The sequence below is a fragment of the Microvirga massiliensis genome (assembly GCF_001006805.1).
Classification (GTDB): domain Bacteria; phylum Pseudomonadota; class Alphaproteobacteria; order Rhizobiales; family Beijerinckiaceae; genus Microvirga; species Microvirga massiliensis.
Genome location: NZ_LN811361.1, coordinates 146,963 through 169,870, shown reverse-complemented (window position 1 = coordinate 169,870; position 22,908 = coordinate 146,963). Strand labels below are relative to the sequence as shown.

Annotated in this window: 21 protein-coding genes and 1 pseudogene; 8 read left to right on the top strand and 14 right to left on the bottom strand. The window is 60.3% G+C overall.

Features of this window, described 5'->3' with window-relative positions:
* Positions 1-63: 63 nt before the first annotated feature.
* Positions 64-231, top strand: coding sequence for a hypothetical protein (locus tag BN1233_RS47440; RefSeq protein ID WP_154678313.1), 168 nt, complete (start codon positions 64-66; stop codon positions 229-231).
* Positions 232-1,053: 822 nt separating this feature from the next.
* Here BN1233_RS47440 and BN1233_RS30405 read toward each other — a convergent pair.
* The 4 genes from BN1233_RS30405 to BN1233_RS30390 form a co-directional block, all read right to left on the bottom strand.
* Entirely contained in the window at positions 1,054-1,446 is a 393-nt protein-coding gene (locus BN1233_RS30405) for an HAD family hydrolase (RefSeq protein WP_053086452.1), read from the bottom strand.
* A 116-nt stretch (positions 1,447-1,562) separates the two neighbouring features.
* A complete protein-coding gene (locus BN1233_RS30400) occupies positions 1,563-3,818 on the bottom strand; it encodes a PAS domain S-box protein (RefSeq protein ID WP_046867407.1) in 2,256 nt (751 codons plus the stop codon).
* On the bottom strand, positions 3,811-4,050 hold the full coding sequence (locus BN1233_RS30395; RefSeq protein WP_244470810.1) for a type II toxin-antitoxin system ParD family antitoxin: 240 nt from the start codon (positions 4,048-4,050) through the stop codon (positions 3,811-3,813). Before BN1233_RS30395 ends, BN1233_RS30400 begins: the two co-directional genes overlap by 8 nt.
* Before the next feature lie 171 nt (positions 4,051-4,221).
* The gene (locus BN1233_RS30390) at positions 4,222-4,713 is read right to left on the bottom strand and encodes a Ros/MucR family transcriptional regulator (protein ID WP_046867406.1); all 492 of its coding nucleotides are present in this window, start codon (positions 4,711-4,713) and stop codon (positions 4,222-4,224) included.
* A gap of 801 nt (positions 4,714-5,514) precedes the next feature.
* Between BN1233_RS30390 and BN1233_RS30385 the strand changes: the two genes are divergently transcribed.
* Together BN1233_RS30385 and BN1233_RS30380 are read left to right on the top strand one after the other, a co-directional pair.
* Positions 5,515-5,703: a hypothetical protein gene (locus BN1233_RS30385; protein WP_046867405.1), complete on the top strand. Its 189-nt coding sequence runs from the start codon at positions 5,515-5,517 to the stop codon at positions 5,701-5,703.
* Positions 5,704-5,848: 145 nt separating this feature from the next.
* Complete coding sequence (locus BN1233_RS30380; RefSeq protein WP_046867513.1) at positions 5,849-6,214, top strand: hypothetical protein; 366 nt, start codon at positions 5,849-5,851, stop codon at positions 6,212-6,214.
* 287 nt (positions 6,215-6,501) lie between these two features.
* Here the strand turns inward: BN1233_RS30380 and BN1233_RS30375 are convergent, their stop codons facing one another.
* From BN1233_RS30375 to BN1233_RS30365, 3 genes are all read right to left on the bottom strand, one after another.
* Entirely contained in the window at positions 6,502-6,744 is a 243-nt protein-coding gene (locus BN1233_RS30375) for a hypothetical protein (protein WP_046867404.1), read from the bottom strand.
* Between the two features lie 266 nt (positions 6,745-7,010).
* Positions 7,011-7,283, bottom strand: a complete 273-nt coding sequence (locus BN1233_RS30370; RefSeq protein WP_046867403.1) for a hypothetical protein — start codon at positions 7,281-7,283, stop codon at positions 7,011-7,013.
* 625 nt (positions 7,284-7,908) lie between these two features.
* Positions 7,909-8,199: a hypothetical protein gene (locus BN1233_RS30365; protein WP_046867402.1), complete on the bottom strand. Its 291-nt coding sequence runs from the start codon at positions 8,197-8,199 to the stop codon at positions 7,909-7,911.
* A 306-nt stretch (positions 8,200-8,505) separates the two neighbouring features.
* Here BN1233_RS30365 and BN1233_RS30360 point away from each other — a divergent pair, with 306 nt between their 5' ends.
* Positions 8,506-8,901 (top strand): response regulator, encoded by a 396-nt coding sequence (locus tag BN1233_RS30360; RefSeq protein WP_046867401.1) that lies wholly within the window; start codon positions 8,506-8,508, stop codon positions 8,899-8,901.
* A gap of 271 nt (positions 8,902-9,172) precedes the next feature.
* Here BN1233_RS30360 and BN1233_RS30355 read toward each other — a convergent pair whose 3' ends face one another.
* Both BN1233_RS30355 and BN1233_RS47435 read right to left on the bottom strand, forming a co-directional pair.
* Positions 9,173-9,682 (bottom strand): phasin family protein, encoded by a 510-nt coding sequence (locus BN1233_RS30355; protein WP_046867400.1) that lies wholly within the window; start codon positions 9,680-9,682, stop codon positions 9,173-9,175.
* A 436-nt stretch (positions 9,683-10,118) separates the two neighbouring features.
* A complete protein-coding gene (locus BN1233_RS47435) occupies positions 10,119-10,442 on the bottom strand; it encodes a hypothetical protein (RefSeq protein ID WP_147707632.1) in 324 nt (107 codons plus the stop codon).
* A gap of 1,045 nt (positions 10,443-11,487) precedes the next feature.
* Here BN1233_RS47435 and BN1233_RS43465 point away from each other — a divergent pair.
* From BN1233_RS43465 to BN1233_RS51265, 3 genes and pseudogenes are all read left to right on the top strand, one after another.
* On the top strand, positions 11,488-12,123 hold the full coding sequence (locus BN1233_RS43465; RefSeq protein WP_052763982.1) for a helix-turn-helix transcriptional regulator: 636 nt from the start codon (positions 11,488-11,490) through the stop codon (positions 12,121-12,123).
* Positions 12,124-13,266: 1,143 nt separating this feature from the next.
* Positions 13,267-13,703 (top strand): annotated as a pseudogene (locus BN1233_RS51270) (MOSC domain-containing protein); the annotation flags it as partial.
* A complete protein-coding gene (locus BN1233_RS51265) occupies positions 13,677-13,961 on the top strand; it encodes an MOSC domain-containing protein (RefSeq protein ID WP_425311757.1) in 285 nt (94 codons plus the stop codon). The pseudogene BN1233_RS51270 and the gene BN1233_RS51265, both read left to right, overlap by 27 nt.
* Positions 13,962-14,072: 111 nt before the next feature.
* Here the strand turns inward: BN1233_RS51265 and BN1233_RS30330 are convergent, their stop codons facing one another.
* From BN1233_RS30330 to BN1233_RS30310, 5 genes are all read right to left on the bottom strand, one after another.
* Entirely contained in the window at positions 14,073-15,269 is a 1,197-nt protein-coding gene (locus tag BN1233_RS30330) for an MFS transporter (RefSeq protein ID WP_046867397.1), read from the bottom strand.
* A 498-nt stretch (positions 15,270-15,767) separates the two neighbouring features.
* A complete protein-coding gene (locus tag BN1233_RS30325; protein WP_244470809.1) occupies positions 15,768-17,366 on the bottom strand; it encodes an amidase in 1,599 nt (532 codons plus the stop codon).
* A 135-nt stretch (positions 17,367-17,501) separates the two neighbouring features.
* Positions 17,502-19,034, bottom strand: coding sequence for a malonate--CoA ligase (locus BN1233_RS30320; protein WP_046867396.1), 1,533 nt, complete (start codon positions 19,032-19,034; stop codon positions 17,502-17,504).
* Complete coding sequence (locus BN1233_RS30315) at positions 19,027-20,421, bottom strand: malonyl-CoA decarboxylase (RefSeq protein ID WP_046867395.1); 1,395 nt, start codon at positions 20,419-20,421, stop codon at positions 19,027-19,029. Before BN1233_RS30315 ends, BN1233_RS30320 begins: the two co-directional genes overlap by 8 nt.
* Before the next feature lie 96 nt (positions 20,422-20,517).
* Positions 20,518-21,855 (bottom strand): SLC13 family permease, encoded by a 1,338-nt coding sequence (locus BN1233_RS30310; RefSeq protein WP_425311756.1) that lies wholly within the window; start codon positions 21,853-21,855, stop codon positions 20,518-20,520.
* Positions 21,856-22,128: 273 nt separating this feature from the next.
* On the opposite strand from BN1233_RS30310, the gene BN1233_RS30305 reads away from it, so the two are divergent.
* The gene (locus tag BN1233_RS30305) at positions 22,129-22,782 is read left to right on the top strand and encodes a GntR family transcriptional regulator (RefSeq protein WP_046867393.1); all 654 of its coding nucleotides are present in this window, start codon (positions 22,129-22,131) and stop codon (positions 22,780-22,782) included.
* Positions 22,783-22,908 lie beyond the last annotated feature (126 nt).

Genomic DNA, 22,908 nt, shown 5'->3' with positions numbered 1-22,908 from the left:
AGTCCATAACAGCCTCTAGACTGGTGCACATGCTGATATTGGCTGGGTTCTGCGAGGCTTGTCTTGACGCTAGCTGCTAACATCCAAGGCGATATCCTGAGGGCCATCCCACACCATCGCGGCTTTGCGATCTCGATCACGGGCATTTTCGACGATTTGATTCAGAAGGCTATCGTGCGGGCGCCCACCAATCTCGACCAGTTCACGCCCGGCACAAGCATGCAAGAATAGCTGTTCACGCGCATGCGCAACCACTACTCGATTTACTGAAAGAGGCGACGGCAGATCCAAGACCCGGACGGACTCTTCACCGGAAGACTCGCCAGGCACAGTACCAAAGTGACTGCCTCGACTTGGACGATCTGACGTCGCCGAGGGCATTTCTGATTTGACGATACACCGCCGGAGCCTGCGTCGCACGATCTGACTCAGATACGTGCAAGGAGGATTGGGCAGGGGTCCTGTTCAGGCAGGCTCCAACATGATTGTAGTTGCTCTTTTTGCGGAGATCATGTGCTCTCAATGTGACAGACATTGGATCTTCCGTCGTTCAATATTCCTGCCCTAGTGTGATTGTTATATTCCTTGGACGAAAGGGCATCGCTCACCCTCCAGGACAGTTTCCTTAAATCAGTGGCTGAAACCATGCCCTGGCGCAGGAAGGAGGAACGAACAACGATGCGGCCCAGGCGCGCCGTTACAGACCTTCAATGGGTAAACGAAAGGTCTCCTCGTCCAGATCGTCTCGATTCGAGGCGCTCAGAAAGGGCCACACTGGAAAACAAGATCGGCACTTCATCCAGACCGACAGGAAAATCCCAGAGAGGGCGAGTGCGTTCTGCTACGGGGACGCTCCGTCGAGAAGCGTCCGCAGGTTGGGAACAGTCCAGCAACCGGTGCTCTCCTCCGCCTCCACGGCTTCGTGCGCCGGGTGATCTCATACGGAACGTGGGCGGACTGCGCTCTCGCCGCAATCACCGGAAGTACATCCGAGCGCAATGAATTGCCCACCATCAGGAACTCGTCCGGGTCGACGCTATGCCGCGCCAGAAGCTACTCATGGGTAGCATGACCCTTTTCGAAGACAATCCCGACGTGCTCAAACAACTGAGCCAGACCGGAGCGCGCAATCCTGCTCTCCTGATCGAACAGGTCTCCCTTGGAAATCAGCCATAGCTCGTGATCACGGGCGCGAAGCGCCTCCAGAACCTCCCGTGCCCCCACAAAGACCTCGACCGCGTGCTCCCTCGTAGTGCGGCCGAAGGCGAGGATCGTCTGGAATTCCTCGGCAGGAATGCACTGGTCCGTCACCTCGATCGCGGTCTCGGCCATCGAGAGCACGAAGCCTTTGATACCGTAGCCATAGAGACGGCCAGATTGCGCAGCTCGGTTTCGAACTTGCGTTCTACCAAAGCGGCCGTACGGCTGCGCAAGGTGCCGGAGCATTCTCATGGGTGCTGAGTCCGCAAATACCTTCTGAGGGACGCAACGCCTGTCGTGATCCCGACGAAGCGGCAATCCGCCTCTGATCGGATCATATGCGGTGGTGTTTCCCCACGTATTCAGGCCGCCTTCTCCACAGCAGTCTCTCCCTCGTCGGCCAGGGGCGCATTCACATCGCAGATGACCCCGGCGGGATCATAGATGATCCGGACCTCGCCCCTTAATTCCTGGGCCAGGCTGCGCTCGATCAGGCGCGAGCCAAAGCCCATTCGGGTCGGCGGCGAAACCACAGGGCCACCACGCTCTTGCCAGCGGAAGGTGAGGTACGGCGGATCATCGGAATTCATCGTCCACGTGACCGCAATCCGTCCTGTGGGCACCGAGAGAGCGCCGTATTTGGCAGCATTGGTCGCCAACTCGTGCAGCGCCAGGGATAGTGCCAGCGCCACCTTCGGGGTCAGGCGCACGTGCGGTCCGTCGATCTCGAAACACTCGCGGCGGTAGTGCGCGAGCGCCTCGACTACGACCTCCGAGAGTTCGGCGCTGTCCCAGTTCTCGCGCGTGAGCAGGTCATGGGCCTTGGATAGAGCGAGCAGGCGGGCCTCGAAAGCGATCCGCGCCGCGTCGTCCCCGTGGCCGCTTCTGAAGGTCTGTTGCGCGATGGCCTGGACCGTCGCGAGAACATTCTTCACCCGGTGGTTCAATTCGTGCATCAGAACGCGTTGCAGGCGCTCGGCCCGCCTGCGCTCGGTGATGTCGATCACCATCGCGACGACTTGCTGCACCCGGCCAGCCGCATCGCGGATCGGAGCAACGGAGTTGTTCACCCACACGAGCGAACCATCTTTGCGCACATAGCGCTTCTCGATCACGAAGCTGGTACCGGCTTCGATCATCTGCTGGAAAAGGATAGCATTGTTGGGCAAATCTTCGGGATGGGTGATATCCTGCATCCGCATCCCCAGAAGTTCAGCCTCGGTGTAGCCGACAATGTCGCAATAGCGCCGGTTGACCAGCAGGAAGCATCCAGTCGTATCGACCTGGGCGATTCCGCCCGTGGTCTGCTCGAACAGAGCGCGCAACTTCTCCTCGCTCCCGCGGAGTGCATCCTCGGCCTGCTTGCGTTCCGTGATGTCGATGACAGAGCCAACGTAGCCAAGAAACGTGCCATCCGCACCGAAACGAGGTGCGGCGGCGTCAATCGCCCACCGGTACTCGCCATCAGCCCGACGCAGGCGGTATTCGAGCCGGAACGCCTCGCGCTTGGTGTTCGCGGCGAGAAACACTTCGTCCGACCAGACGCGATCATCGGGATGCACGGCATCGAGCCAGCCGAAGCCGAGACCGGTTTCGAGCGTTTGGCCGGTGAACTCGTACCAGGAGCGGGACAGGTTGGTGCAGGACGCATCCGGTTCCGTGACCCACACCATCACGGGCGCGTTGTCGGCGAGTTTGCGAAAACGTGCCTCGCTCTTACGCAGCGCTACCTCGGCCAGCTTGCGCGCGGTGATGTCCACCACGGCACCGGGAAACCGCAGCGGCTTGCCCTCTTTATCATAGAGGCACTCGCCGCGTGCTTCGACCCAGCGAACTGTTCCGTCCCGTTGCAGGAGACGGTATTCCTGAGCGTATCTCTCGCCGGTCGCAATCGTATGATTGATCGCCTTGGCGATGCGATCCCGGTCGTCAGGAAAGATGCCCGCGAGGTAGTCGGAGAGTGGCGCACCTTCTTCTGCTTTGGCCGGATCGACCGAAAACATCGCCGCGAACCGTGGGTCGGAGTAGAAAGTATCTGACTGGATATGCCAGTCGAAAGTGCCGACCATGCCGGACGCATTCAGGGCATAGGACAGGCGCTCCTGGGATTTCGCCAGGGCGCGTTGCGCTAGGATGCGCTCCGTCGTCTCGCTGACGATGCAGAGGACGCCCGCTACCGTGCCCCCCTCATCGCGGACCGCAGAGTAGGAGATGTCGAAGTAAACGTCCTCAGGGTAGCCGTAGCGCTCGAGGTAGAAGTGGCGATCCTTGGCAAAGACCGTCTTGCCCATGCGAAGCACGCTCTGGAGCAGGGATTCCAAGTCGTCCCACAGTTCCGCCCAGTTCTCCTGCGCCGGGCGTCCAAGTGCCCTTGGATGCTTGTCGCCCATGGTCAGGGCATAGGCATCGTTGTAGAGGGCAGCGAACTCCGGCCCCCAGAACAGCACGATCTGCGCTTGCGCGGGCAGCATGAGGCTGACGGCGGTCTTAAGGCACTGCGGCCACCCAGAGAGCGGCCCTAAGCTGGTTTTCGACCAATCGAGCGCGCCAATGAGCGCGCCCATTTCGCCGCCGCCCTTGAGGAAATCAGGCCGGAGCGGAGGTGATTTGCTATCCATGGCGCCTGGCCGGGTCCTGCCGGTCCTGACCGCGTTCCATACGGCCCTCCCGCTCCTCCAGTAGACGAAGCGCAGCCCGCACGACCTCGCTGGCGCTGCGGTAGCGGCCCAAGGCGACTTTGGCGGCTACGAACGCGGCCAGTTCGGGCGCCAGGGACGCCGATAGGAAGGATTTGGCGGGCATGTCCGAAAGGTAGAAAAGCTTGGCACCCGCAACATAGGTGGGCGGCATGACTCCGGCAATAATCTATGGTGGACCTGAGCTGGGTACGCCTCAAACCCTTTCCTCGAAGATGCGCAGTGCTTCTCAAGCAGATTATCAAGATCCAGAAGAACGCACGCTGCAAGCGCCGGGATCGTTAGCCTCCGGCCTGCCTTGGCCGTGGGACGGTTCTTCAAAAACCTAACCGGCTTTTTTGCGCCCACTCTTCTTCGCAGCCGGAGCGGTGATCTTCGAAGAAGAGATAGCCAATTTCGCCGCTACTCCGGGCCTCTGGCCGAGCCCGCTGCTCTTCGCGAGTTCGGAGCGCCGCGCAGCGTAACTAGGAGCCACCATGGGATAGTTCGCCGGGAGGCTCCACTTCTCGCGATACTGCTGAGGCGTCAGACCCAGCCGAGTGAGATGTCGCTTCAACGACTTGTAGGGCCTGCCGTCCTCCAGGCTGATCAGGAAATCGAGGGTGATTGACTTCTTCACCGGCACGGCAGGTGCGGGCTTGGGTTCTTGTGCGGGATTAGGGTTGCTTCCATTCTGGAGGGCCGCATGCACACCACTGATCAGCCCAGGCAGATCGGTCTTTGAAATCGAATTATTGCTGACGAAGGCCGAAATGATATCAGCCGTAAGCTCGATGGCACTTCGAGAGGAGCCTGCCTGATCGGCCACAGTAGCCATCCTGTAATGTGATAACTTCTCACGACAGGTCGGACACTGCCGACCGATAGATGTTTAACGTGAAGTGCCCGGCAGCTAACGAAACATGCCGGCTGTTTCAAGGACATCTGATGGAGATTTTTTGCATCAAACAACTCTCCGTCAGGGGCTCCTTCCTACAAATCTCACCAGAATGTCTTTGACAAACGGCCCTTCCAGGGCTGCCCTGTCTTCCGGAGTGGCAGGGGGCTTCGCTTACGTTCAGCCTTCTTGGGCTCTGCGGCACCGTAACGACTGCTTCCGGTGAGGAATCCTCTACGTTCTCCGCCTCTGGGATCGCGCCTGCTATGATCGCTACAAGGGAAAGCGCCACGTGGTCGTGAGCGGCGGAGGGTGAGGAATGCTCGACTACCTTCGTCCTGCGTGCCCGTGATGCACTGCGCCGGACAACTCGCTCCTTCGCTTCACTCTGAATCCGTTCTTCGACCGGGTTTACAGAGCCGACGGGAGGTCAGGCAGAATACGCCGGGCCGTCATACAAGCCACTTGTGCGGCGCGGCATCACGCGACAATGGCTATCACCTACACGGGACGGGACAACCGAGACGCGCGGCCAAAATTTGCCCAAACAGCAGGCGAGATGCACGGTTTCTGAATACTTTGCATGCTTCGAAAGCATTTCCGGCAAGTTCCATGCGTGAGGAGCATGCGGCCCTGCAAGCGTGGTTCTTGCTGCATTGCGGCATCGCGAACACTCTATAACCAACGACATCAGACGAGTTGGAAGTACTCAGGGGCGTTCTCATTCGCCAGGAGTGCATCATGCCAGCGTCAGCCGTTCATCCGCGCACAGCGCATTTCGAGATGCGCGGAGCCAACCGCCCGGACTTCATGAAATTGTTCTCGGGCCTCATCGTCTTCATCAGAGTGCTGCCCGAGGTATTCATCGAAGCCAGGGAAATGATGCGCGAGGCTGAGCGTCGCTACCCGTTTGTCAGCTTCGATTCCTGAGAGCCGAGTACCACGTCTCGTTCTCCCACAGGGGAGGGAGCATCTTCTGCCACTTCGTGCACCCTCCCAGCCCTTGCGCGACGAGCAGGTTGAGATCGGATCGCCGCAACGTGAAGCGCTTTACCACCGGGAAGGACAATGGATCATGAGAAAGATCGTCGTACTGACTGCTGCATATGCATTCGCTGTCGGATTCGGGCTCGTCTTGGTCCCACCAAGGGCAGGTGCCACAGAGGTCAAGACCGTGGCTGGCGCAAGCATCTCGCTGGGAGATGTTTCAGGGTCGGCCTACTACACCGTCGAGCAGGACGGATACAGATTGGTGGCGACGCTTGCATCGGGCGTGGACTCCACACCTGTTCGCCTGACCACGACACTTCTGTCGGGTCAGAGAGTTACGATGTCGGTGCCACGTGGCGTCGGCGAGCCCGAGATGAGAATCGAGTTCAATCGTGTTGAGGATCGCTTGTTCGTGAATGACACGACCAAACTTCCCGAGCTTGCGAATTGATGGAGAGGAGTCAAACGCTCCGAGATGTTGCTCTTGAGATGTAAGAGGGGATCGTAGTTAGCCGATGCAGACGCTGCAAGGCATATTCCTCAATCGCACGTGAGAGCAAAGCCTCATTCACCCTCCTCTTGGAGAATGAGTTAAGCTCAGGGCTCCTCTGACGTAGTGCAACAAGCGTTCGATTTTGCTGAAGCGGAGTGCAGATTTCTAGCTTATCTACGAGCACGCCATCTCGATCATCATGCCGATGAAATCAATCCCGCTGCCGGGGGACGATGGAGTACAGCCTACTCCGTGCATACGTCAGACGCCACCCGGAGCGCGGCGGCTTCGGCGCGCTCCCGGCGCGCACTCTCCTGCAATCGTGAGACTGCGTGCCGGAGAGAGACCGCCTCTTCGGCAAGATCGCATTTCTCCAGGGCGTCTGCCTCACTGGCGAGCTTTGCAATCGCGCGCTCGCGCCCCGCAGCCCAGGTGTCGAGGGCCTGCGCCCGAGCGAGCGGATAGGGCTGGTGACTTGCTGCGGACATCGGAACATCATGCAGGTCGCACCTAGCCTGGAAGCTTCGCCTTACAATGCGGCGAAACAAGGAACGGCGTGCGATCTCGGAAAGCTCATCGCCTCCTGAGGGAACTCGTCCGTCAAGGACACTGGGGCAGACCGGAAGCATCTTGCGGCTCGCTGGTGATACCATCCTGCCATTCAGGGGACGGGCATCATCCTCCCATATGGACGGCATCGACAAAGTGCATTGCTGGAAGGCGTGGTGTTACCTCTACACGTCCGCTGCCTGAGCTACGCGGCCATCGGCTGGATGCGGTGTTGCAAGGCCGCGATCTGCCGAAGGTAAGGCTTGCGCCGTTCCCAGTGCTGCTGCTGGAGCTTCTCCACGGCCCTCTGCTTGAGGTCCTCATCGATTGCACTGGTCTGAATGACCTCAAGGTCACTCTCATAGGCAAAGTCGATGTCGGCGAGCGTCGATAGCAACGCTTGCAGCAGCGGTGTGATCTCGGGCGTATACACGCGCGCCGCCACTCTGGAGGGCAGGCGTTCACTCTCGGTGGGCATGGCGTTTCCTCGTGCATATCAGATTTGGGCATCTCCCCGAGTGGGAGAGCGCTGGCGCTCACCAGAATGAGCTTTGCCGTTTCACTCAGAACAACGCACTCGCGGGCACAATGCCGCAAGCAAGTGGGGCGGCATCACTGCCCCTCGGGCTTGCCATCGGTTCTGATGTGAACTAGTTTGTGCGCTGCAACAGGGCGATTGGCGTCGCCCGGTTGTGCCCTTCTTGGGCGTTTCCTCCCTAAACTTCGGGCCGCTCATCAGGGCGGCCTTTTTTCTGGCCGTGCATTGCACAGGCATGCCGGACGGCTCACCTACCGGCAGCACTCCAGGTTGTCTGTCGGGAACCCGACACGGCGGCAGAATTAATTCTGACCAGGACTTGCCTCGCGTCTGCTTCGAAGCCCAGTGCGAAATTGCGCGATCCGGTACTCACCTTTGGCGGCCCGGTCATCCGAACAGGCGGCAGCGGCAGCCGGTGACGGAACAAACCCTCGGCGGCCGCCAAATGGAAAGGCTGGCGCTTGGAGACGACGCCTGCTGGTTCTCCATGGAACGGCGTCTTGAGTGACTTCGCACCACGCCTGAGAGGCAAGCGCGTCTTCTCTCAAATCCTACGCTGCGTGTTTCAGGGCGCGGCTAACGCCGCCGTCACGGCTTGCCTGTGGAGGGCTGCAAGCTGGCGGACGTAAGGGGCACGTGAGACTTGATGGCGCTGCTGAAGCGTCCTGATGACTTCCTGCTTGATAGCATCAGGAACCCCGCTCTCCGTCACGGTCTCCAAGTCTACCTCGTAGGCATGATCCAAGTCCGCCAGAGCGGCCAGGGTCGTTTGCAGCCGGGGTAGGATCGCGGGCGAATAGGTGCTGGCAGAGAGGACCTCCCGGTCCGGGGCACTGTTCTTGGAACAAACGCTCATCTCGCCTCTCCTGAGACATGGTCTTTCAGGATAAGCAAGCCCCGTGCCACACCTCAGAGTGCTGGTCCGTGGACTATTTGGTGTTCGCGGGTTCGCGCAATCGCCTGTTCAGGACCAGCAATCAGATGTTGAGCCTAGAGGCTCGCTGGCCTGACAGGCTCGGCCCCGTGCGGTTGCGATCCCGGTGCGGTCGATCGTTCTCGTCCGTTCCGCGCTTCGGGCTACGTCTGAACAAAGCTTGGCCCCACTGTCGTCGCATCCGGCACCGACCTTCTGCGCGCCGAATCATGCAGCACAGGAGACGACATGCAGGCGAACACGGATGCCTTGCGGATCATGATCGTTGAAGACGAGGCTGTGATCGGCCTTGTTCTCGCTGATGCTCTGAAGGACGAGGGGCATCGGATCATCGGCCCCTTTGCGAGCCAGCACGAGGCCCTCGGGAGTCTGGACTATGCCCGGCCGGACGTGGCTATTCTCGACCTGACCCTCCAGGATGGGCTCTGCTTCGGCTTAACCTGCGAGTTACGCGCCAGACACCTGCCATTTTTGGTGTATTCCGGCCATGACCGGAAGCGGATGAGCACAGATAACCTCGATGACGTGCCCTGGATCGAGAAACCGGGCCGGTTGGACGAGATCACGGCCACCCTCGATACTCTGGCGCGTCCAGACCGCGCGGGAGCGCGTCAGAGCTACTGAACCATCTCGCAGCCAAGCTGTTATTCCAGTCTCTCTCGCTGGGTTCTCGCCTGTCGGACGCGGTGCACTCACCAAGCGCCGTCGTGACCGTGATCTCAGCAGGGCGGCGACCCCGGCGAGAATTCTCTGCGCATCGAATGGCTGGGGCTGAGGCTGCGTAGCGCACAGCGTGCGTTGTAGTCGACCTAAGATTGCCGGGGCTCCGAGCACGACAAAGGAAAGCGCCCTTGTGGGGCGCTCTCGCATTCTCACACTGTATGGACGCAATCCGTCAGGCTGCTCTGCGCGTGCGATCAGCGGCCTGTTTCGTCTCACTGCCGATCTTCTCGGCAGCCTCGTTCATGATCTCGATCGAGCACTGGGCCGCCCAGCGGCTCACGTCGATCATGTAGTGCCAATTGTTGCGGAGCAGATCGCTTTGAACTGCGACGAGGTCCGGAATCGACCGACAGCGAGCCAGTTGCGTCAGTCCCTCAATGTTCTTCTGAAGCCCGTGCTGCGAGAGTCTCAGCCATTCACGCGAGACATCCTGGATGCCACGCGTCAGCACAGTGCTGGTTTCGGCGAGCGCGCCGAGGTTCTCGCTCGCCTGATGGACTGCTTCGTTATTCTGACCAGCGACGCCAAGAGCCTGTGTGACCTGCTCGGTCACGCGCCGCACACCATCCAGCCCAACCACAGTTGCATCCTGCGCTGCGCTTGCCGCTGCATCCACTGCCTCGCGGCCAGCATCGGCGGATTCCTTGGCTGCCTCGCTTGCGTTCTTTCGGGTGTCTGCCATGTCTCGCTCCTTGTAAAAGAATTTCTGATCTCGAACAGTGCGGGTGTGCCGCGCGCCATACGATCCAGCTCGATCTGGAATGCACGCCAGGACACCCACGAGGTGATAGCGATTACCTGTTGAACTTCACATGGTCTGTCGGGAACCCGACACTGTGGTAGGACCAGTTTGATGATTGGACACTGTTCGAGTCAGTACCGTGACGCCTTTGCGTCATATCAGTGTTGCTGTGGGTCCCTTGTCATTCCTTGGGAAAGCGCTGACAATGGCAATGCCGTAGGACTGATCTACATAGCCTTGGAGGATGTCCCAGGCGATCTATAAGCGCGGTGGCTGCCGCTTTATCTGTCTCGTGAAGCATGCTTCACCGTAAGCCATGAGGCCCGATCGGGCATTTACTAAGGATGACCACCTGCCATGAGGACCTCTCCGCCGATCAGTGTAATCGATGGCGTAGTATCGGCCATGCCTGCGCCTGCTCTTCTTCACTCGCCAAGGCGGCTCGCATGGAAACCCACCGCTCTTCTGACCTTGCGAGGTGTTTCATGGCCCGCTCACATACCTTGCGTGCAGCCTCCTCCTCTCGAAACAGGGTTTCGATGGGACCAAACTTGCGCTGCGCAAAGGCGTGATCAACAACACAATCCAGCTTCTCGCGACAGATCGTGAGGGCAAGTTTGGCTTCCGCAACCGCACGGCGGGCACGGTCGAGGTCTCGTTGCACCTCGACGAAGGCGGACAGGAACACCAATACGGTCACGCTCTCGTGCCCCTTCATGATTGGAGGATTGGAATGCAAGAGTGAATGCAAGAAAGCTGCTTTGATGAGCAGAGGATTTTATTCACCTATGTTCGAAAAAGCCAGTTCATCATCGCCTGCGTGCAGGCTCTCTGCTTTTCGCTTTCGACCTTTCGATTCGAGTGTGTCAGACCAGCAGAGCTGCCATTGCAACCACGAGAGCGACTGCTGCAATACCGGTCGTTCTCCATCCACTTGTATGCGACATTGGATGAGCTTCAGGCCGCTCCCACTTCCTCTGTAGCGCTTCGGATTCGGCTATGCGGCGGCGGCAGCGTTCGATGTAGTAGTCACAGTCGATCGTCCCATCAGGACGGAGATGAAGCGTCTCGATGTAGTCGTGATCATCAGGGCGAAGTTGCAGCGTATCCTTGTAATCAGAGTTGGGCCCCTCACCGGAGCGAGATTGGGGTGTCTCCATAACACTCTCCCTGCACCTTGCACGCGCCATTTGATGTGCGACGATAGTGGCTGCGCCGGAAGCGGCATAACTTACGTTAACCTGTAGCCGTCAAGGGCAGATCCATCGTGGAGGTAATTGGACGCTAGCGCATCCCCCATATGGGGCAAATAAGGATCTGATGCGTTCAGGGCTTTGCCATACGTTCCATACCGATATTGCATCAGTCCCTACGTATAACGCCGGATCTTTTGCGATCCGGGATCAACTCGCAGCTGAGATTACGAGCACCCCTTGTCGGCTGGCCCGAGCCGTTGCCGCTGAGCCAAGTTCGGGTTCTTCTTCATTGCTCGTCGAGAAGTCGATGTGCGGCGGTCTCCCACCACATCTCAACGGGCTTAGGTTGGTATTGGACAGTAAAAGCCGTTCGGGCTCGTCTTCCGCATCGTAAAATTCCGATAAAAGCCCGCCTCTATATCCGGAGTCCAATCGGAACAAACAAGGTCCGTCGAAGTTCTATATGATCCGCGTACCCCATTTAGGGGATGCCGAGATGCTTGGCAGTGACATCTTGTACGCAGGTCCATCAACACACCGAAGCCTTTCATGGACAAGAAGCTCAGTGCCACGCCCGCACCAAGCCTGCTCGTCCGCATTCTGTTTCATATTTTCGAAGCAATGAAATGCGGCGGCATTCTCCTGGATGCCGACAAGCGGGTTCTGCATCGAAGCCCAAGGGCTGAGCGGGTATTCGGCGAGTGCGTTTCTATCAAGAACGGTCGTTTGTGCGCGCATAATCGCACGTGTGATGCGCTCTTTCAGACAATGCTCGATCAGCACCTGAAATACGGCGGCACTCACAAGCAATGGCGGCGACGGGGCCTGGGGCTGATCCGGCCGGACAAACGGCCTCTCATTGCTTACGTCGTTCCGGTGGATCCGGATGCACGAGCCGAGATCGACGGGGCCGCGCTCGTCCTGATTCTGGTGGACCCAGAGGATTGCGTCGAGGCGTCCGATGCCATTCTTCAGCAGGTTTTCGAGATGACCAAGGCTGAGGCGCGCATTGCAAACCGGCTGCTCTGCGGGAGCAGCTTGCAAGAGATTGCAAATGACACGGGAGTGTCGGTCAGCACCGTACGTGCCCAGATGAAGGCTCTCTTCGCCAAGACCGGCACGCACCGGCAGGCAGAACTCGTCGCGCTCCTGACACGCTTGGCTGTTGTCTCCGAGAGCGAATGAAATCAAAGCAGCGCGATAGTTCTGCTAAACTTTAGTGCTGATTTCTCGTTTCCGGGCGATACCAAGTGCCGGAAATAGGTATTCCAGCTCAACTTCCCCCAAATGAGAGAAGAATTGGCTGCTTCCTTGCCCGTAATCTCAAATTGCTTCGTGCGCGCATTCAGTGCGGTGAGGAGGACTTACCATGTCATCTGATACAGTCGGCGCATCGATTCTGGCCTTAGGTATCTGGGTCATCGTCTCCGTTGCCATTTTCGTCGGCGGGTCGGGTGAGCCACAAAATTAACTCTGGGTCGCCAGTGCCTCCGAGATGATTCCGAGTCACCCGGACTTGGTTCGAGCGGCGCCTCGGAGTGTAGTCGCACTGGAGGACACCGGCCCAGCAAAAGCCATGCTCGGCTTCTGATCGAAGCGCACTCGTGTGCTGCACTTCTGCCGGATGAGGCTTCCACGCAACTCGTAAGCCCAGCTTCCGTCAAAGCGAGAAACAAGCAGCGCTCATTCAGATCTCGTGAGAAAGACAACAGCGTTTTGGCTCTCCTGCTAACAGGAGAGCCTGCTTATCTGCACGCACCTGCTTTCGAGGGTGCTGTCTATACAGCGATGCGGTGTTCTAGCGTGCCGCTGGAGGCGATCTCATCATGCGCAGACTCCCATTCATTCTTCCACGCTGATGATGGTAACGGGTGCATGTTGGGCGATGATGCAGATTGATTCAATGAGGCCTGAGATTGCTGTGCAATCTGATTCAGTCTTCAGCATCGGCGATATCGCCGTTCCGAGCGATTTGCCGATTGCAGAAGTGGCTGATGCATCTTGACAGGAGCATGGCGGCCCGTGTGATTGGCCTTCATCATGGAGGACAAGTTCCGCGGCTGTCCTTTCTCGCAACGTCCATGCATACTCCTCGTCATTCCGAACGAAGTGAAGCGATCCTGCAGCGCACCAGTCGACGGGTAGATTGCTTCGCCTGCGGCTCGCAAGGACGGAATTGCGGTGGGACGGGCAAGCCGCGACCCGGGCGTCGCAGCTCGTTGCACCATCCGTGGTGAGGCAACTCGCGAGTCCACGCCAGGGATTTGAATTGCCAGCGGAAAGCGGCAATAAGCCGGGAAGGAGCATTGCCGTATACCCGAGAGACGAATGCCGTTTCCTGCCGGGCTGACCCAGGGCGCCGTGTTCATTGGCAAGGCCGTCTCTCTCTGGGAAGGCAGGCCGGCGAGTGCAATCGGTAAGGGGCGCACCGATGGAGAGCACTGGTTGACGAAGATGGGACTTCGCGGTGACGAGCAGGCCGACCGGTCGGTTCATGGCGGTCCTGAAAAGGCATTACATCACTACGCAGCCGAGCATTACGAGTTTTGGAAGCGGCAGATGCCCGAGCTTTCGGACAAGTTAGCGCCGGGGGCTTCGGCGAGAACGTCTCCATCCTGGACATCACGGAAGACGACGTCTGCGTCGGTGACGTCATCCGGATCGGCGAGGCGCTCGTTCAGGTGACGCAGGGGCGCCTGCCCTGCTGGAAGCTGTCCACTCACGTCGGACGGGAAGACATGGCAGCGCGCTTTCAGAAATCCGGGCGGACCGGCTGGTATTATCGGGTTCTCCGGGAGGGCTTGGTCCGGGCGGGCGATCCGGTCATCCTCATGGAGCGCCCGCAACCTGGCTGGCCACTCTCGATAGTGATCGCCGCCCGTTTCGATCCGCGGCTGGATCCGGCCCTTGCGAGGAGATTATCGCAAATCGCGGAACTCTCCCTATCCTGGCGCAGCGGCTTCGCGCGCAAGTCGGATCCGGACTATGTCGAGGATACGTCGCTGCGCTTGGCCGGCCGATAAATCAGTCCGCCCAACGGACATGGAAGCTCCACACCATAGGATGGTCCCCGGCCAATCCGGGCGAGGCTCGATCTCGATGCCCATGAATCGGGCTCGTTGCTATGTCGACGCCTATTCCGGCGCCACCGCCGGTCGCGCGGGTGAACCTTGAGCGACGAGGAAGAAGGCCAGCGAGCACAGGAAGATCACAGCACCGAAACTCGCGGCGGCAACCAACACGAGGCCGAAGCCGCTCGACCCGTGGAGGAGCGCGATCAAGGGCACTGCGAGACCGCTGGTCGTGAATCCCAGGAAATAACGCACGCCATAGGCCTTCGCCCTGTATCGAGCCGGGACGTAGCGTGCGACCATGGCGTCATTCACGACGACCTGACCGTAGATCGCCGCCATCGCGAGTACCAGGCCGAGCAGCATCGGCACACCGATCGTGAGGGCCGCGAGGCCGAGCCCGAGGGGCTGGAGCACCGACAGGGCGGCGAAGATCGTCGGCAGCGTGAAGCGGTCGACCAGGCGTCCCATGAGCAGTTGCGTGAGCGCGCCGAAGACGAACATGGCCGTGGCAAGCGAACCGGTCAGGACGAGGGGCAGGGCGGCGCCCGCACGTTCGTCGATGATCTTTGGGAGAGCGATCGTCGTGATGTTGAAGGTCATTCCACCCGCCACAATCGCGACCGCGAACAGCAGCAGGAGAATGACGGGACGGGCGACCGGGATGGCACTCGTAGCATTGCCCGATTGGCCTTCCCGATCGCCTTCGTGGGGCACGAGCAGAAGGAAAGCGGCCCCGACGGCAAGGCAGACGAGACCTGGAGCGACGAATGCGGCGCGCCATCCAAGGCTCGCGGACAGAAGGGCCGTCATGCCCGAGGCTGTGGCTGCGCCGAGATTTCCCCACACTCCGTTGATCCCGAGCTCTCGTCCGAGCCGCCGTGCATGCGTCACGAGCATCGCGGTGCCGATCGGATGATAGATCGCCGAGAACAGGCCCAGCACGAGAAGCCAGATCGCAAAGGCCGCGGGTGAACTCGCCGTCGCGAGCCCGAGGCAGGCGATTCCGCAGCCGCCAAAGAAAGTGGCCAGGAGATTGCGGCGTCCGAGGCGATCCGCAAACCAACCCATCGGCAGTGAGAACAGGCCGAAGGCCACGAACGCTCCCGTCGAAAGGCCAATCAGGGTGGCGTAGGACAGTCCCGTTTCCGCCGTGATCGCGATCACGGCCGTCGGATAGATCAGCAGCACGAAGTGGTCGAGCGCGTGTGCGATGTTGATGAAGGCGACCGTGCGGCGGGAGAGGCGGTCAGGCGACATTCGGGGCGTCCTCGCGGGGTTCCTGAGCCTATCATAGGCCGCGGCCGCGGGCCTCACGCAACTCTCGACCGACCGAATGTTGCAGCGCAGCAATAAGACCCTATATAAGGCCAAGGGAGGGGACGCCTGCATCACTGAGCCACAGCTTCGGAGGTGAACCATGGCTTCCCGACTCCTTTCCCGCGCTGCCTCTCGTCACGATGCCGATGTCCAGCGAGAGTGCCCAGCGCATGCGGCCCAATCCGTCTCTGTCTTCCGCCGGATCTTCACCGCGCTCGCAAGGGCTCACCGCCAGACGATAAGGTTCGCGATTGCTCGTCACAGGCAATCTGACACGCAGGTGAACACTGAATTCGAGCACCGGCTGTCCTGGCGGTTCGGAGTTCCGGTACGGTGAGCGCTCCCAGCGCTTCACCGAGCTGTCGCAGCTGGTCTATCGAGAGCCGGACGGGCCGTCCCGCCCGGCTCTCGCGCGAACCGCTCCATCAGTCCATCTGATCAGGCGCTCTCCAGAAGACGTGGCTTTTTCCTGTTGACCCAGTTCGTTGCCTGGTCATAGGCAAACGCAAGCTGCAAGCAACTGAACTCGGCCTGATTGCGCCCGACGATCTGCATTCCCATCGGTAGCCCTTGATCGTTGAATCCAACCGGCACGCTCAAAGCGGGGCAGCCGGACAGAGTGACAGGAGCCACGACCTCCATCCATCGATGATAAGTATCCATCTGGCGACCGTTCACTTGGTTGGGCCAGTGGGTCTTGGCGTCAAAGGGGAAGACCTGCGCCGTGGGGAGTACGAAATACTCATATCTGTCGAGGAACTGACGGACCGCTTGATACCAGGCGGAACGCACGGCTGACGCAGCGAAAACCTCCCGGGCGGTCAACTTTCGGCCGTTCTCGATTTCCCAAATTGCCTCGGGTTTCAGCTGCGCCCGCTTCACTGGATCATCATACAGGTCTCCAAGCCCGTTGCTGGTGTGCCACCAGCGAATGGTCACGAAGCTTTGCCAGACCTGATCCATCGGAAAATCCGGGATCGCTTCGTCCACCGAGCATCCGACTTGTTCAAGCGCCTTCAGGCCGCTCCTGCAAAGGTCTAGGACGCCCGGCTCGAAAGGCAAGTAGCCCTTGAAATCTCCGACCCAGGCAACTCGAACCCCCTTGAAGTCGCGCTTGAGCGGATTCGTGAATTGTTGCGGATCTTGGCGAATGGAGAGCGGCACACGTGGGTCGTATCCAGCCTGAACCGACAGCAGCATTGCCAGATCGGGCACGGTCCGGGCCATCGGGCCTTTCACACTCCACGACGGCAGGAATACATCTTTCCCTTCGCTGGGAACCCGGCCATAGGCCGGGCGGAAACCGAAGACGTTGTTGAACGCAGCAGGATTTCGGAGCGAGCCCATGTAGTCGCTGCCGTCTGCGACAGGCTGCATTCGCAAGGCCAGAGCCGCTGCGGCGCCACCGCTGCTGCCCCCAGCGGTTCTCGACGGATCGTAAGCATTCAATGTTGTGCCGTAGACTTGGTTGTAGCTCTGCGATCCGAGCCCGAACTCGGGGACGTTGGTCTTTCCGATCACGATGCAGCCCGCGCGCCGCATACGCTCGACGATGATCGAGTCGACTTGCGGGACAAAGCCCTTGAAGAGTGGAGACCCCTGAGTGCTGACAACGCCCTTGGTCGGTTCGAGATCCTTGATTGCTTGGGGAAAGCCATGCAGCCAGCCTTGATACTCGCCTCGACTGATTTGATTGTCCCGTTCTTGAGCCTGCCGCAGCAGGTCTTGACGATCCTGCAGTGCCACGATCGCATTCACCTTCGGATTGATGCGATCAATGTGATCGAGATAGGCGGACATGACTTCGACGCAAGAAACCTGCCTGGTTCTGATCGCGTCCGAAAGTGTTGCTCCATCCATATTCACGATATCATTGGGGGTCCAAGCATATGCCATGTTTGTTGATCTCACATTATCCAGGACCAGTGTCGCGGCTGCTACCGCCCCCAATTTCAGAACCGAGCGCCGATTGGGAGAGAGATTGCTCGTGGGGCAGTCGTCGCTGCTGCTCCTCGAGTTCAATTCGGACGTCGTCATTTGTTTCCTCCATTCCGAATGATGATCTCATCCGACTATGTCATGAGCTCACTCCTGGACGAGGAGTGAGTACTACTCCGCCCTCCACGGTTTCCCGCCCACCGCAATAGGATCTGCGTAAAGCTGCCGTATTGCTCAAGATGCGCCGCCAGCCGTGAAAACGCCTGCATACTGGTCACGCAGGTCCTTCTTCTGAACTTTTCCCATGGCGTTACGCGGCAGGTCATTGGTGATGAAAACCCGCTTGGGCTGCTTGTATTTGGCGAGCTCGTTTGCGAGCGTGGTCTGAACGCCTTTTTCATCGAGATGTGCACCTGGTTTAGGCGCAATCACAGCAACCACACCCTCACCGAAGTCGGGATGCGGAGCGCCGACTACCGCGCATTCGGCCACGCCGGGAATCGCCTCGATTACGGCCTCGACCTCGGCCGGATACACATTGAAGCCGCCAGAGATGATCAGATCCTTGGCTCGCCCGACGATGTAGATGTAACCCCGCTCATCGACGCGGCCGAGATCTCCAGAGATGAAGAAGCCGTCTTCCCGGAACTCTTCCTTGGTCTTCTCGGGCATCTGCCAGTAGCCCTTGAACACGTTCGGACCGCGGATCTCGATTACGCCGACCTCGCCCTGCGGCAGAGCCCGGCCGGTCTGCAGGTCTGCGATGCGGATCTCGACGCCGGGCAGCGGGAGCCCGACGCTCCCGGGGATCCGCTCCCCGCCATAGGGGTTCGAGGTGTTCATGTTGGTTTCGGTCATCCCGTAGCGCTCGAGGATGGCGTGCCCGGTGCGCTCCTGGAATTCCTTGTGGGTCTCGGCGGAGAGGGGCGCCGAGCCCGAGACGAACAGGCGCATACGGGCGGCGAGGTCGCGCGTGAAATCCTCCCGCGCGAGAAGGCGCGTGTAGAAGGTCGGCACGCCCATCATGACCGTCGCCTGCGGCAGAAGCCGGATGATCTCGTTCGCGTTGAAGCCCGGAAGAAAGATCAGCGTGCTGCCAGTCATCAGGGTGATGTTGGTCGCGACGAAGAGGCCGTGCGTGTGAAAGATCGGCAGCGCGTGCAGAAGCCGATCCTCGGGCGTGAAGCGCCACGTGTCCCGGAGGACCTCGGCGTTTGACGCGAGATTGCCGTGGCTCAGCATCGCGCCTTTCGAGCGGCCCGTCGTGCCGGACGTGTAGAGAATGGCGGCGAGGTCATCGCCTGTGCGCACAACATCTTCGAATTCGGGCGCTTCTGCCCGGGCTGCCTCCATCAAGCTGCCGTCTCCGTTCGATCCGAGCGTCTCGACCCGCGGCACCCCGACCTCGGTGGCCAGTGCTTTCATCTCCGCTTCGACCTCGGGCCGGCAGACGAACACGGTCGGCTCGGCGTCGCCGAGAAAATAGCGGATCTCGCCAGCCGTGTAGGCGGAGTTCAGGGGCAGGTAGACCGCGCCTGCCCGCAAGGCGGCCAAATACACGAGCAGCGCCTCGGCGCTCTTCTCCACTTGCGCGGCGACCCGGTCACCGGGCTTGACGCCGAGTCTCTTGAGCGCATTCGCGAGCTGCCCGGAGAGAGCTGTCAGGTCTGCATAGGTGACCACGGAGCCGTTGGGTCTTTCCAAGAACACCTTCGAGAGATCGGCCGGAAAGCGGCCGCGGAAGATGGCGAAGAGGTTCTCAGACATGACGCGCCTCCTTGGCGGCGTTGGATGTGAGGTCGCGGATTTGACGCTGAATGGCGTGCGCGGCGGCGACCATGCCTTGGTTCGCATAGGCCTCGTGATTGGCCTCGATAGTGTTCAGGTCGTACAGATAGTTGACCATCAGGCCGGCGGCTTCGCGCACGCCTTTGGCCGAGGTGTCTCCGAGCCAATTCAGGCGTTCCAGCCGCGCGCCGTTGCCGAGGTGAAAGCGGGCGACCGGATCGAGCGGCTGGCCGCTCTTTGTTTTTGCCCTCAGGTAATAGGCTGCAGCAAGACTCATCAGGAGTGGCCAGAGCTGTTCCGCGACCGTGGTATCGCGGTGCCAGTCGGGATTCTCGAGAAGCGCCAGGGGTGCGGTGTCGAGACCTTCGAGGCCGAATTCCGTGGGATCCTCCGCGATACGCTCGAGCCAGCGGCCGAAGCCTGGGGCCGGTGAGAGGGTGACGAAGGTCTTGAGTGACGGCAGGTCGCGAGAAAGGTCCTCGACCACCTGCTTGATGAGGAAATTGCCGAACGAGATGCCGCGAAGGCCCGGCTGGCAGTTGCTGATCGAGTAGAAGACCGCCGTGGTCGCTTGTTCTGCGGCGAGCACCTTTCGGCCGTCGGCCAGAATCTCCTGGATCGAGGATGGAATGTCCTTTGTCAGCGCCACCTCGACAAAGATCAGAGGCTCGTCGAAGAGAGATGGGTGAAAGAAGGCGTAGCACCGGCGGTCGGGAGGCTGGACTCGGCGGCGCAGATCATCCCAGTCCTGAATCGTGTGGACGGCCTCGTAGCGGATGATCCGCTCGAGAATGTCGGCCGGCGACGACCAGGTGATGCGCCGCATCATCAGGAAGCCCCGATTGAACCAGGAATAGAGGAGGTGAACGAGATCGTCGTCGACGCTGGCGAGATCGGCGTCGTTCCCGCCATGCTCAAGAAGGTCTTGCCGCATGGTGACCAAGGCGCCCGTGCCACCAGGTGCCAGGTTCAGACGGCGGAACAGCTCCTGACGCGGTGGCTCGACGGCACGAAGCAGGCGTTGGAGATTTTTGGGGGTCGGGGTCTTGTCGTAATCGCTCCAGGCATCGCGGAGGCGTTGCTGATCGGGGCCGAAGTCACGGGCGAGCAGGCGGAAGAACGCGATCCGCTCCTCGACTGGAAGGCTCGCGTAGAAATCGAGCACCTGGCGAGCCAGCGCAACGCCGGAGGCCTCGCCGCGTCCTGACAGGAGTGAGCGCGAGAGGGTCTCGATGGTCTCGACGGGTTTCGCGGAGCCCGTGCGTCTGATCCTGTCGCTCACCGGCCGAGTGGCCGGGTGGTCGAGGAGGTAACGGCCGCGTTCGGCGATGCTACCCAGCATATCCTGGAAGAAGCTCGTGCTCATCTGTGGACCTCAGGCCTGCTTGTGGTGAACGCTCGCGTTGGACGGAGGCTGCGGCCAGGGCGGCTCCCGGGGCCGCCCTGGAGTGGCGTGGCCCGGCTAGATCACGATGAGCAGGAGCCAGACGATGATCGGCGCCACCACCGTGACCAGGGCGCCGTAGCCCATGAGTTTGCGGAAGAACGCATCTCGGTCGACACCCTTCGCGGTGGCCAGCACGATAGCGCCGTTCGTCGAGAAGGGGCTGACATCGACGATGGTCGAAGAGACCGCCATCGCACCAATGAAGCCAACCGCGTCGACGCCGGTGCCCGCCTGCAGGAATGGCACGGCCAGCGGGATGAGCGAGCCCAATACGGCCGTGGAGGAGGCGAATGCCGAGACCACTGCTCCAATGAAGCAGAGAAGCAGGGCCGCCAGCAGCGGTGAGGTGAGACCCGCGACACTGTCACCGACGAAAGAGATCGTGCCCATCTTCTCCAGGACGACCACGTAGGTGCTGACTCCGGTGATCAGCATGATCTCGGGCCAGCTTACCTGGCCGATGGCGCGCTTCTGCAGGTTCGGTGCGATGAGCGACAGGGCAAGGCCGATCGTGATAGCGACGAAGCCGATGTCGAGATTGAAGGCCAGCACCAGCACCGCCAGGGCGATCAGCCCAATCAGGGTGAGGATCTGATAGGCTTGGGATCCGCCGACCTGTTCCTTCTCGGGATGATCTTCAACGATCGGATCGCCACGGTGCTCCTCGAGCATCATCTCTTCAGTAAGCGCCTCCGCCTCCGAATCCCCGAAGGCCTGCGGCCCGCGCTGCGGAACGGCCACTTCCACGTGCGGGACGGTCACACCATTGATGACACCGGCCCTCGCGGCGAGCAGCTTGCGCCCACCCATCAGGAAGAACAGGAGCACCGACACCGCAAGGTTGACGCCGAGGCTTGCGAAGAACGTGTATAGCTCGTTGACCGGAAGCCCGGCCTTCGCGACGATCGTGTTGGTGATGCCACCGTAGATGCTGATAGGCGAGAATCCACCACCCTGCGCGCCGTGGATGACCAGCAGGCCCATCAACAGGGGATTGATGCCGTACTTGCTCGCAAAGCCGAGGGCAATCGGGGCGATGATCGCGACGGCGGCCGGGCTGACCGCGCCGACGGCGGTCAGCGCCCCGGTGATGCCGAACATGATCCAGGGGATCGCCGCGATCCGGCCGCGCACCGCCCTGACGGCAAGCCGAACCAGCCAGTCGATCGTGCCGTTGTTCTGCGCGATGGCGAACAGATAGGTGATGCCGACGAGGGTAAGAAACAGGCTTCCCGGGAAGCCGGCGATGATGTCTTTCGTTTGCATGCCGGCCGCGAGAGTGCCGACCAGGAAGGCGCTGACAAAGGCGAGCACGCCCATGTTCACCGGCCAGATGGTGGCAACCACGAACATGGCGCAAAGCGCATAAATGGAGATCAATTGAGGCGTCACGAGCCGTTTCCTCCGATCGTCGGCCTCGTCGCGGACCGAAGCGCAGCCTCGGCGGGGATGACGTTCAGGCCCGAAATTCCCTCATGTTGTGCTCCGAATAGACCATATCGCATCCTTGGTCAAGGATTTCGTATACAAAAACCGCATGTAAGTATTAGGTAACGGTGTTACATGATGCGGCAGACGGATCGGAGGATACGGTGTATAATGCTGGAAACTTGACCGGAGGGTGGGATGCGTCGTGCCGAAGGCCTAAGAGATCAACTCGAGCAGGACATTGTGACCGGGCACTTCAAACCGGGTGAACGCCTCGATGAACAGAGCCTAGCCAGCCGGTTCGGGGTCTCGCGCACACCCGTCCGCGAGGCACTCATGCAACTTGCGTCGACGGGTATGGTCGAGTTACAGCCGCGCCGTGGCGCATTCGTGGCGAGCCTCGGGTTCAAGGAAATTATTGAGCGCTTCGAGACCATGGCGGCGCTGGAAGGCATGTGCGGCGCTTTGGCCGCGCGCAGGATTACGGATGAGCAGCGCAGTAAGCTTGTCGAGGCTCACGAGGCATGTGTCGCAGAAGCCAAGGATGGCGCCTCGGACAGCTACTACTACGCCAACGAGCGTTTCCACCAAGTTATTTACGAGGCCTGTCACAACGCCTATCTGGCTGAACAGGCCCGGCAACTTCATACTCGCCTGAAACCTTATCGCCGGCTTCAGCTACGCGCCCGCCATCGCGTCTCCAACTCGTTGGCCGAACACCAGAAGATCGTTGAGGCCATTCTCGCCGGGGATTCCACAAAGGCGGAGCAGCGCCTGCGGGACCATATCCTGATTCAGGGCCAGCGACTGAACGACTTCATATCCAGCTTTGGTTCGGCGAAGGTCGCATAACCATCTGAATACAACTGGTCCATGTGTGGAAGGGGTTTGCAATACTCTCAGTTCCGGCAAGCCCGCTCCTAAGAGGCCGGGCATCAAAGCGACGACGCATACCGGATGGGATGGCCGTCGTAATCC

Coding starts and splice junctions, on each gene's coding strand:
- BN1233_RS30405 (WP_053086452.1), bottom strand. CDS start 1,446: ATGCTCCGGCACCTTGCGCAGCCGTACGGCCGCTTTGGTAGAACGCAA.
- BN1233_RS30400 (WP_046867407.1), bottom strand. CDS start 3,818: ATGGATAGCAAATCACCTCCGCTCCGGCCTGATTTCCTCAAGGGCGGC.
- BN1233_RS30395 (WP_244470810.1), bottom strand. CDS start 4,050: ATGCCGCCCACCTATGTTGCGGGTGCCAAGCTTTTCTACCTTTCGGAC.
- BN1233_RS30390 (WP_046867406.1), bottom strand. CDS start 4,713: ATGGCTACTGTGGCCGATCAGGCAGGCTCCTCTCGAAGTGCCATCGAG.
- BN1233_RS30385 (WP_046867405.1), top strand. CDS start 5,515: ATGCCAGCGTCAGCCGTTCATCCGCGCACAGCGCATTTCGAGATGCGC.
- BN1233_RS30380 (WP_046867513.1), top strand. CDS start 5,849: ATGAGAAAGATCGTCGTACTGACTGCTGCATATGCATTCGCTGTCGGA.
- BN1233_RS30375 (WP_046867404.1), bottom strand. CDS start 6,744: ATGTCCGCAGCAAGTCACCAGCCCTATCCGCTCGCTCGGGCGCAGGCC.
- BN1233_RS30370 (WP_046867403.1), bottom strand. CDS start 7,283: ATGCCCACCGAGAGTGAACGCCTGCCCTCCAGAGTGGCGGCGCGCGTG.
- BN1233_RS30365 (WP_046867402.1), bottom strand. CDS start 8,199: ATGAGCGTTTGTTCCAAGAACAGTGCCCCGGACCGGGAGGTCCTCTCT.
- BN1233_RS30360 (WP_046867401.1), top strand. CDS start 8,506: ATGCAGGCGAACACGGATGCCTTGCGGATCATGATCGTTGAAGACGAG.
- BN1233_RS30355 (WP_046867400.1), bottom strand. CDS start 9,682: ATGGCAGACACCCGAAAGAACGCAAGCGAGGCAGCCAAGGAATCCGCC.
- BN1233_RS43465 (WP_052763982.1), top strand. CDS start 11,488: ATGGACAAGAAGCTCAGTGCCACGCCCGCACCAAGCCTGCTCGTCCGC.
- BN1233_RS51265 (WP_425311757.1), top strand. CDS start 13,677: ATGGCAGCGCGCTTTCAGAAATCCGGGCGGACCGGCTGGTATTATCGG.
- BN1233_RS30330 (WP_046867397.1), bottom strand. CDS start 15,269: ATGTCGCCTGACCGCCTCTCCCGCCGCACGGTCGCCTTCATCAACATC.
- BN1233_RS30325 (WP_244470809.1), bottom strand. CDS start 17,366: ATGACGACGTCCGAATTGAACTCGAGGAGCAGCAGCGACGACTGCCCC.
- BN1233_RS30320 (WP_046867396.1), bottom strand. CDS start 19,034: ATGTCTGAGAACCTCTTCGCCATCTTCCGCGGCCGCTTTCCGGCCGAT.
- BN1233_RS30315 (WP_046867395.1), bottom strand. CDS start 20,421: ATGAGCACGAGCTTCTTCCAGGATATGCTGGGTAGCATCGCCGAACGC.
- BN1233_RS30310 (WP_425311756.1), bottom strand. CDS start 21,855: ATGTTCGTGGTTGCCACCATCTGGCCGGTGAACATGGGCGTGCTCGCC.
- BN1233_RS30305 (WP_046867393.1), top strand. CDS start 22,129: ATGCGTCGTGCCGAAGGCCTAAGAGATCAACTCGAGCAGGACATTGTG.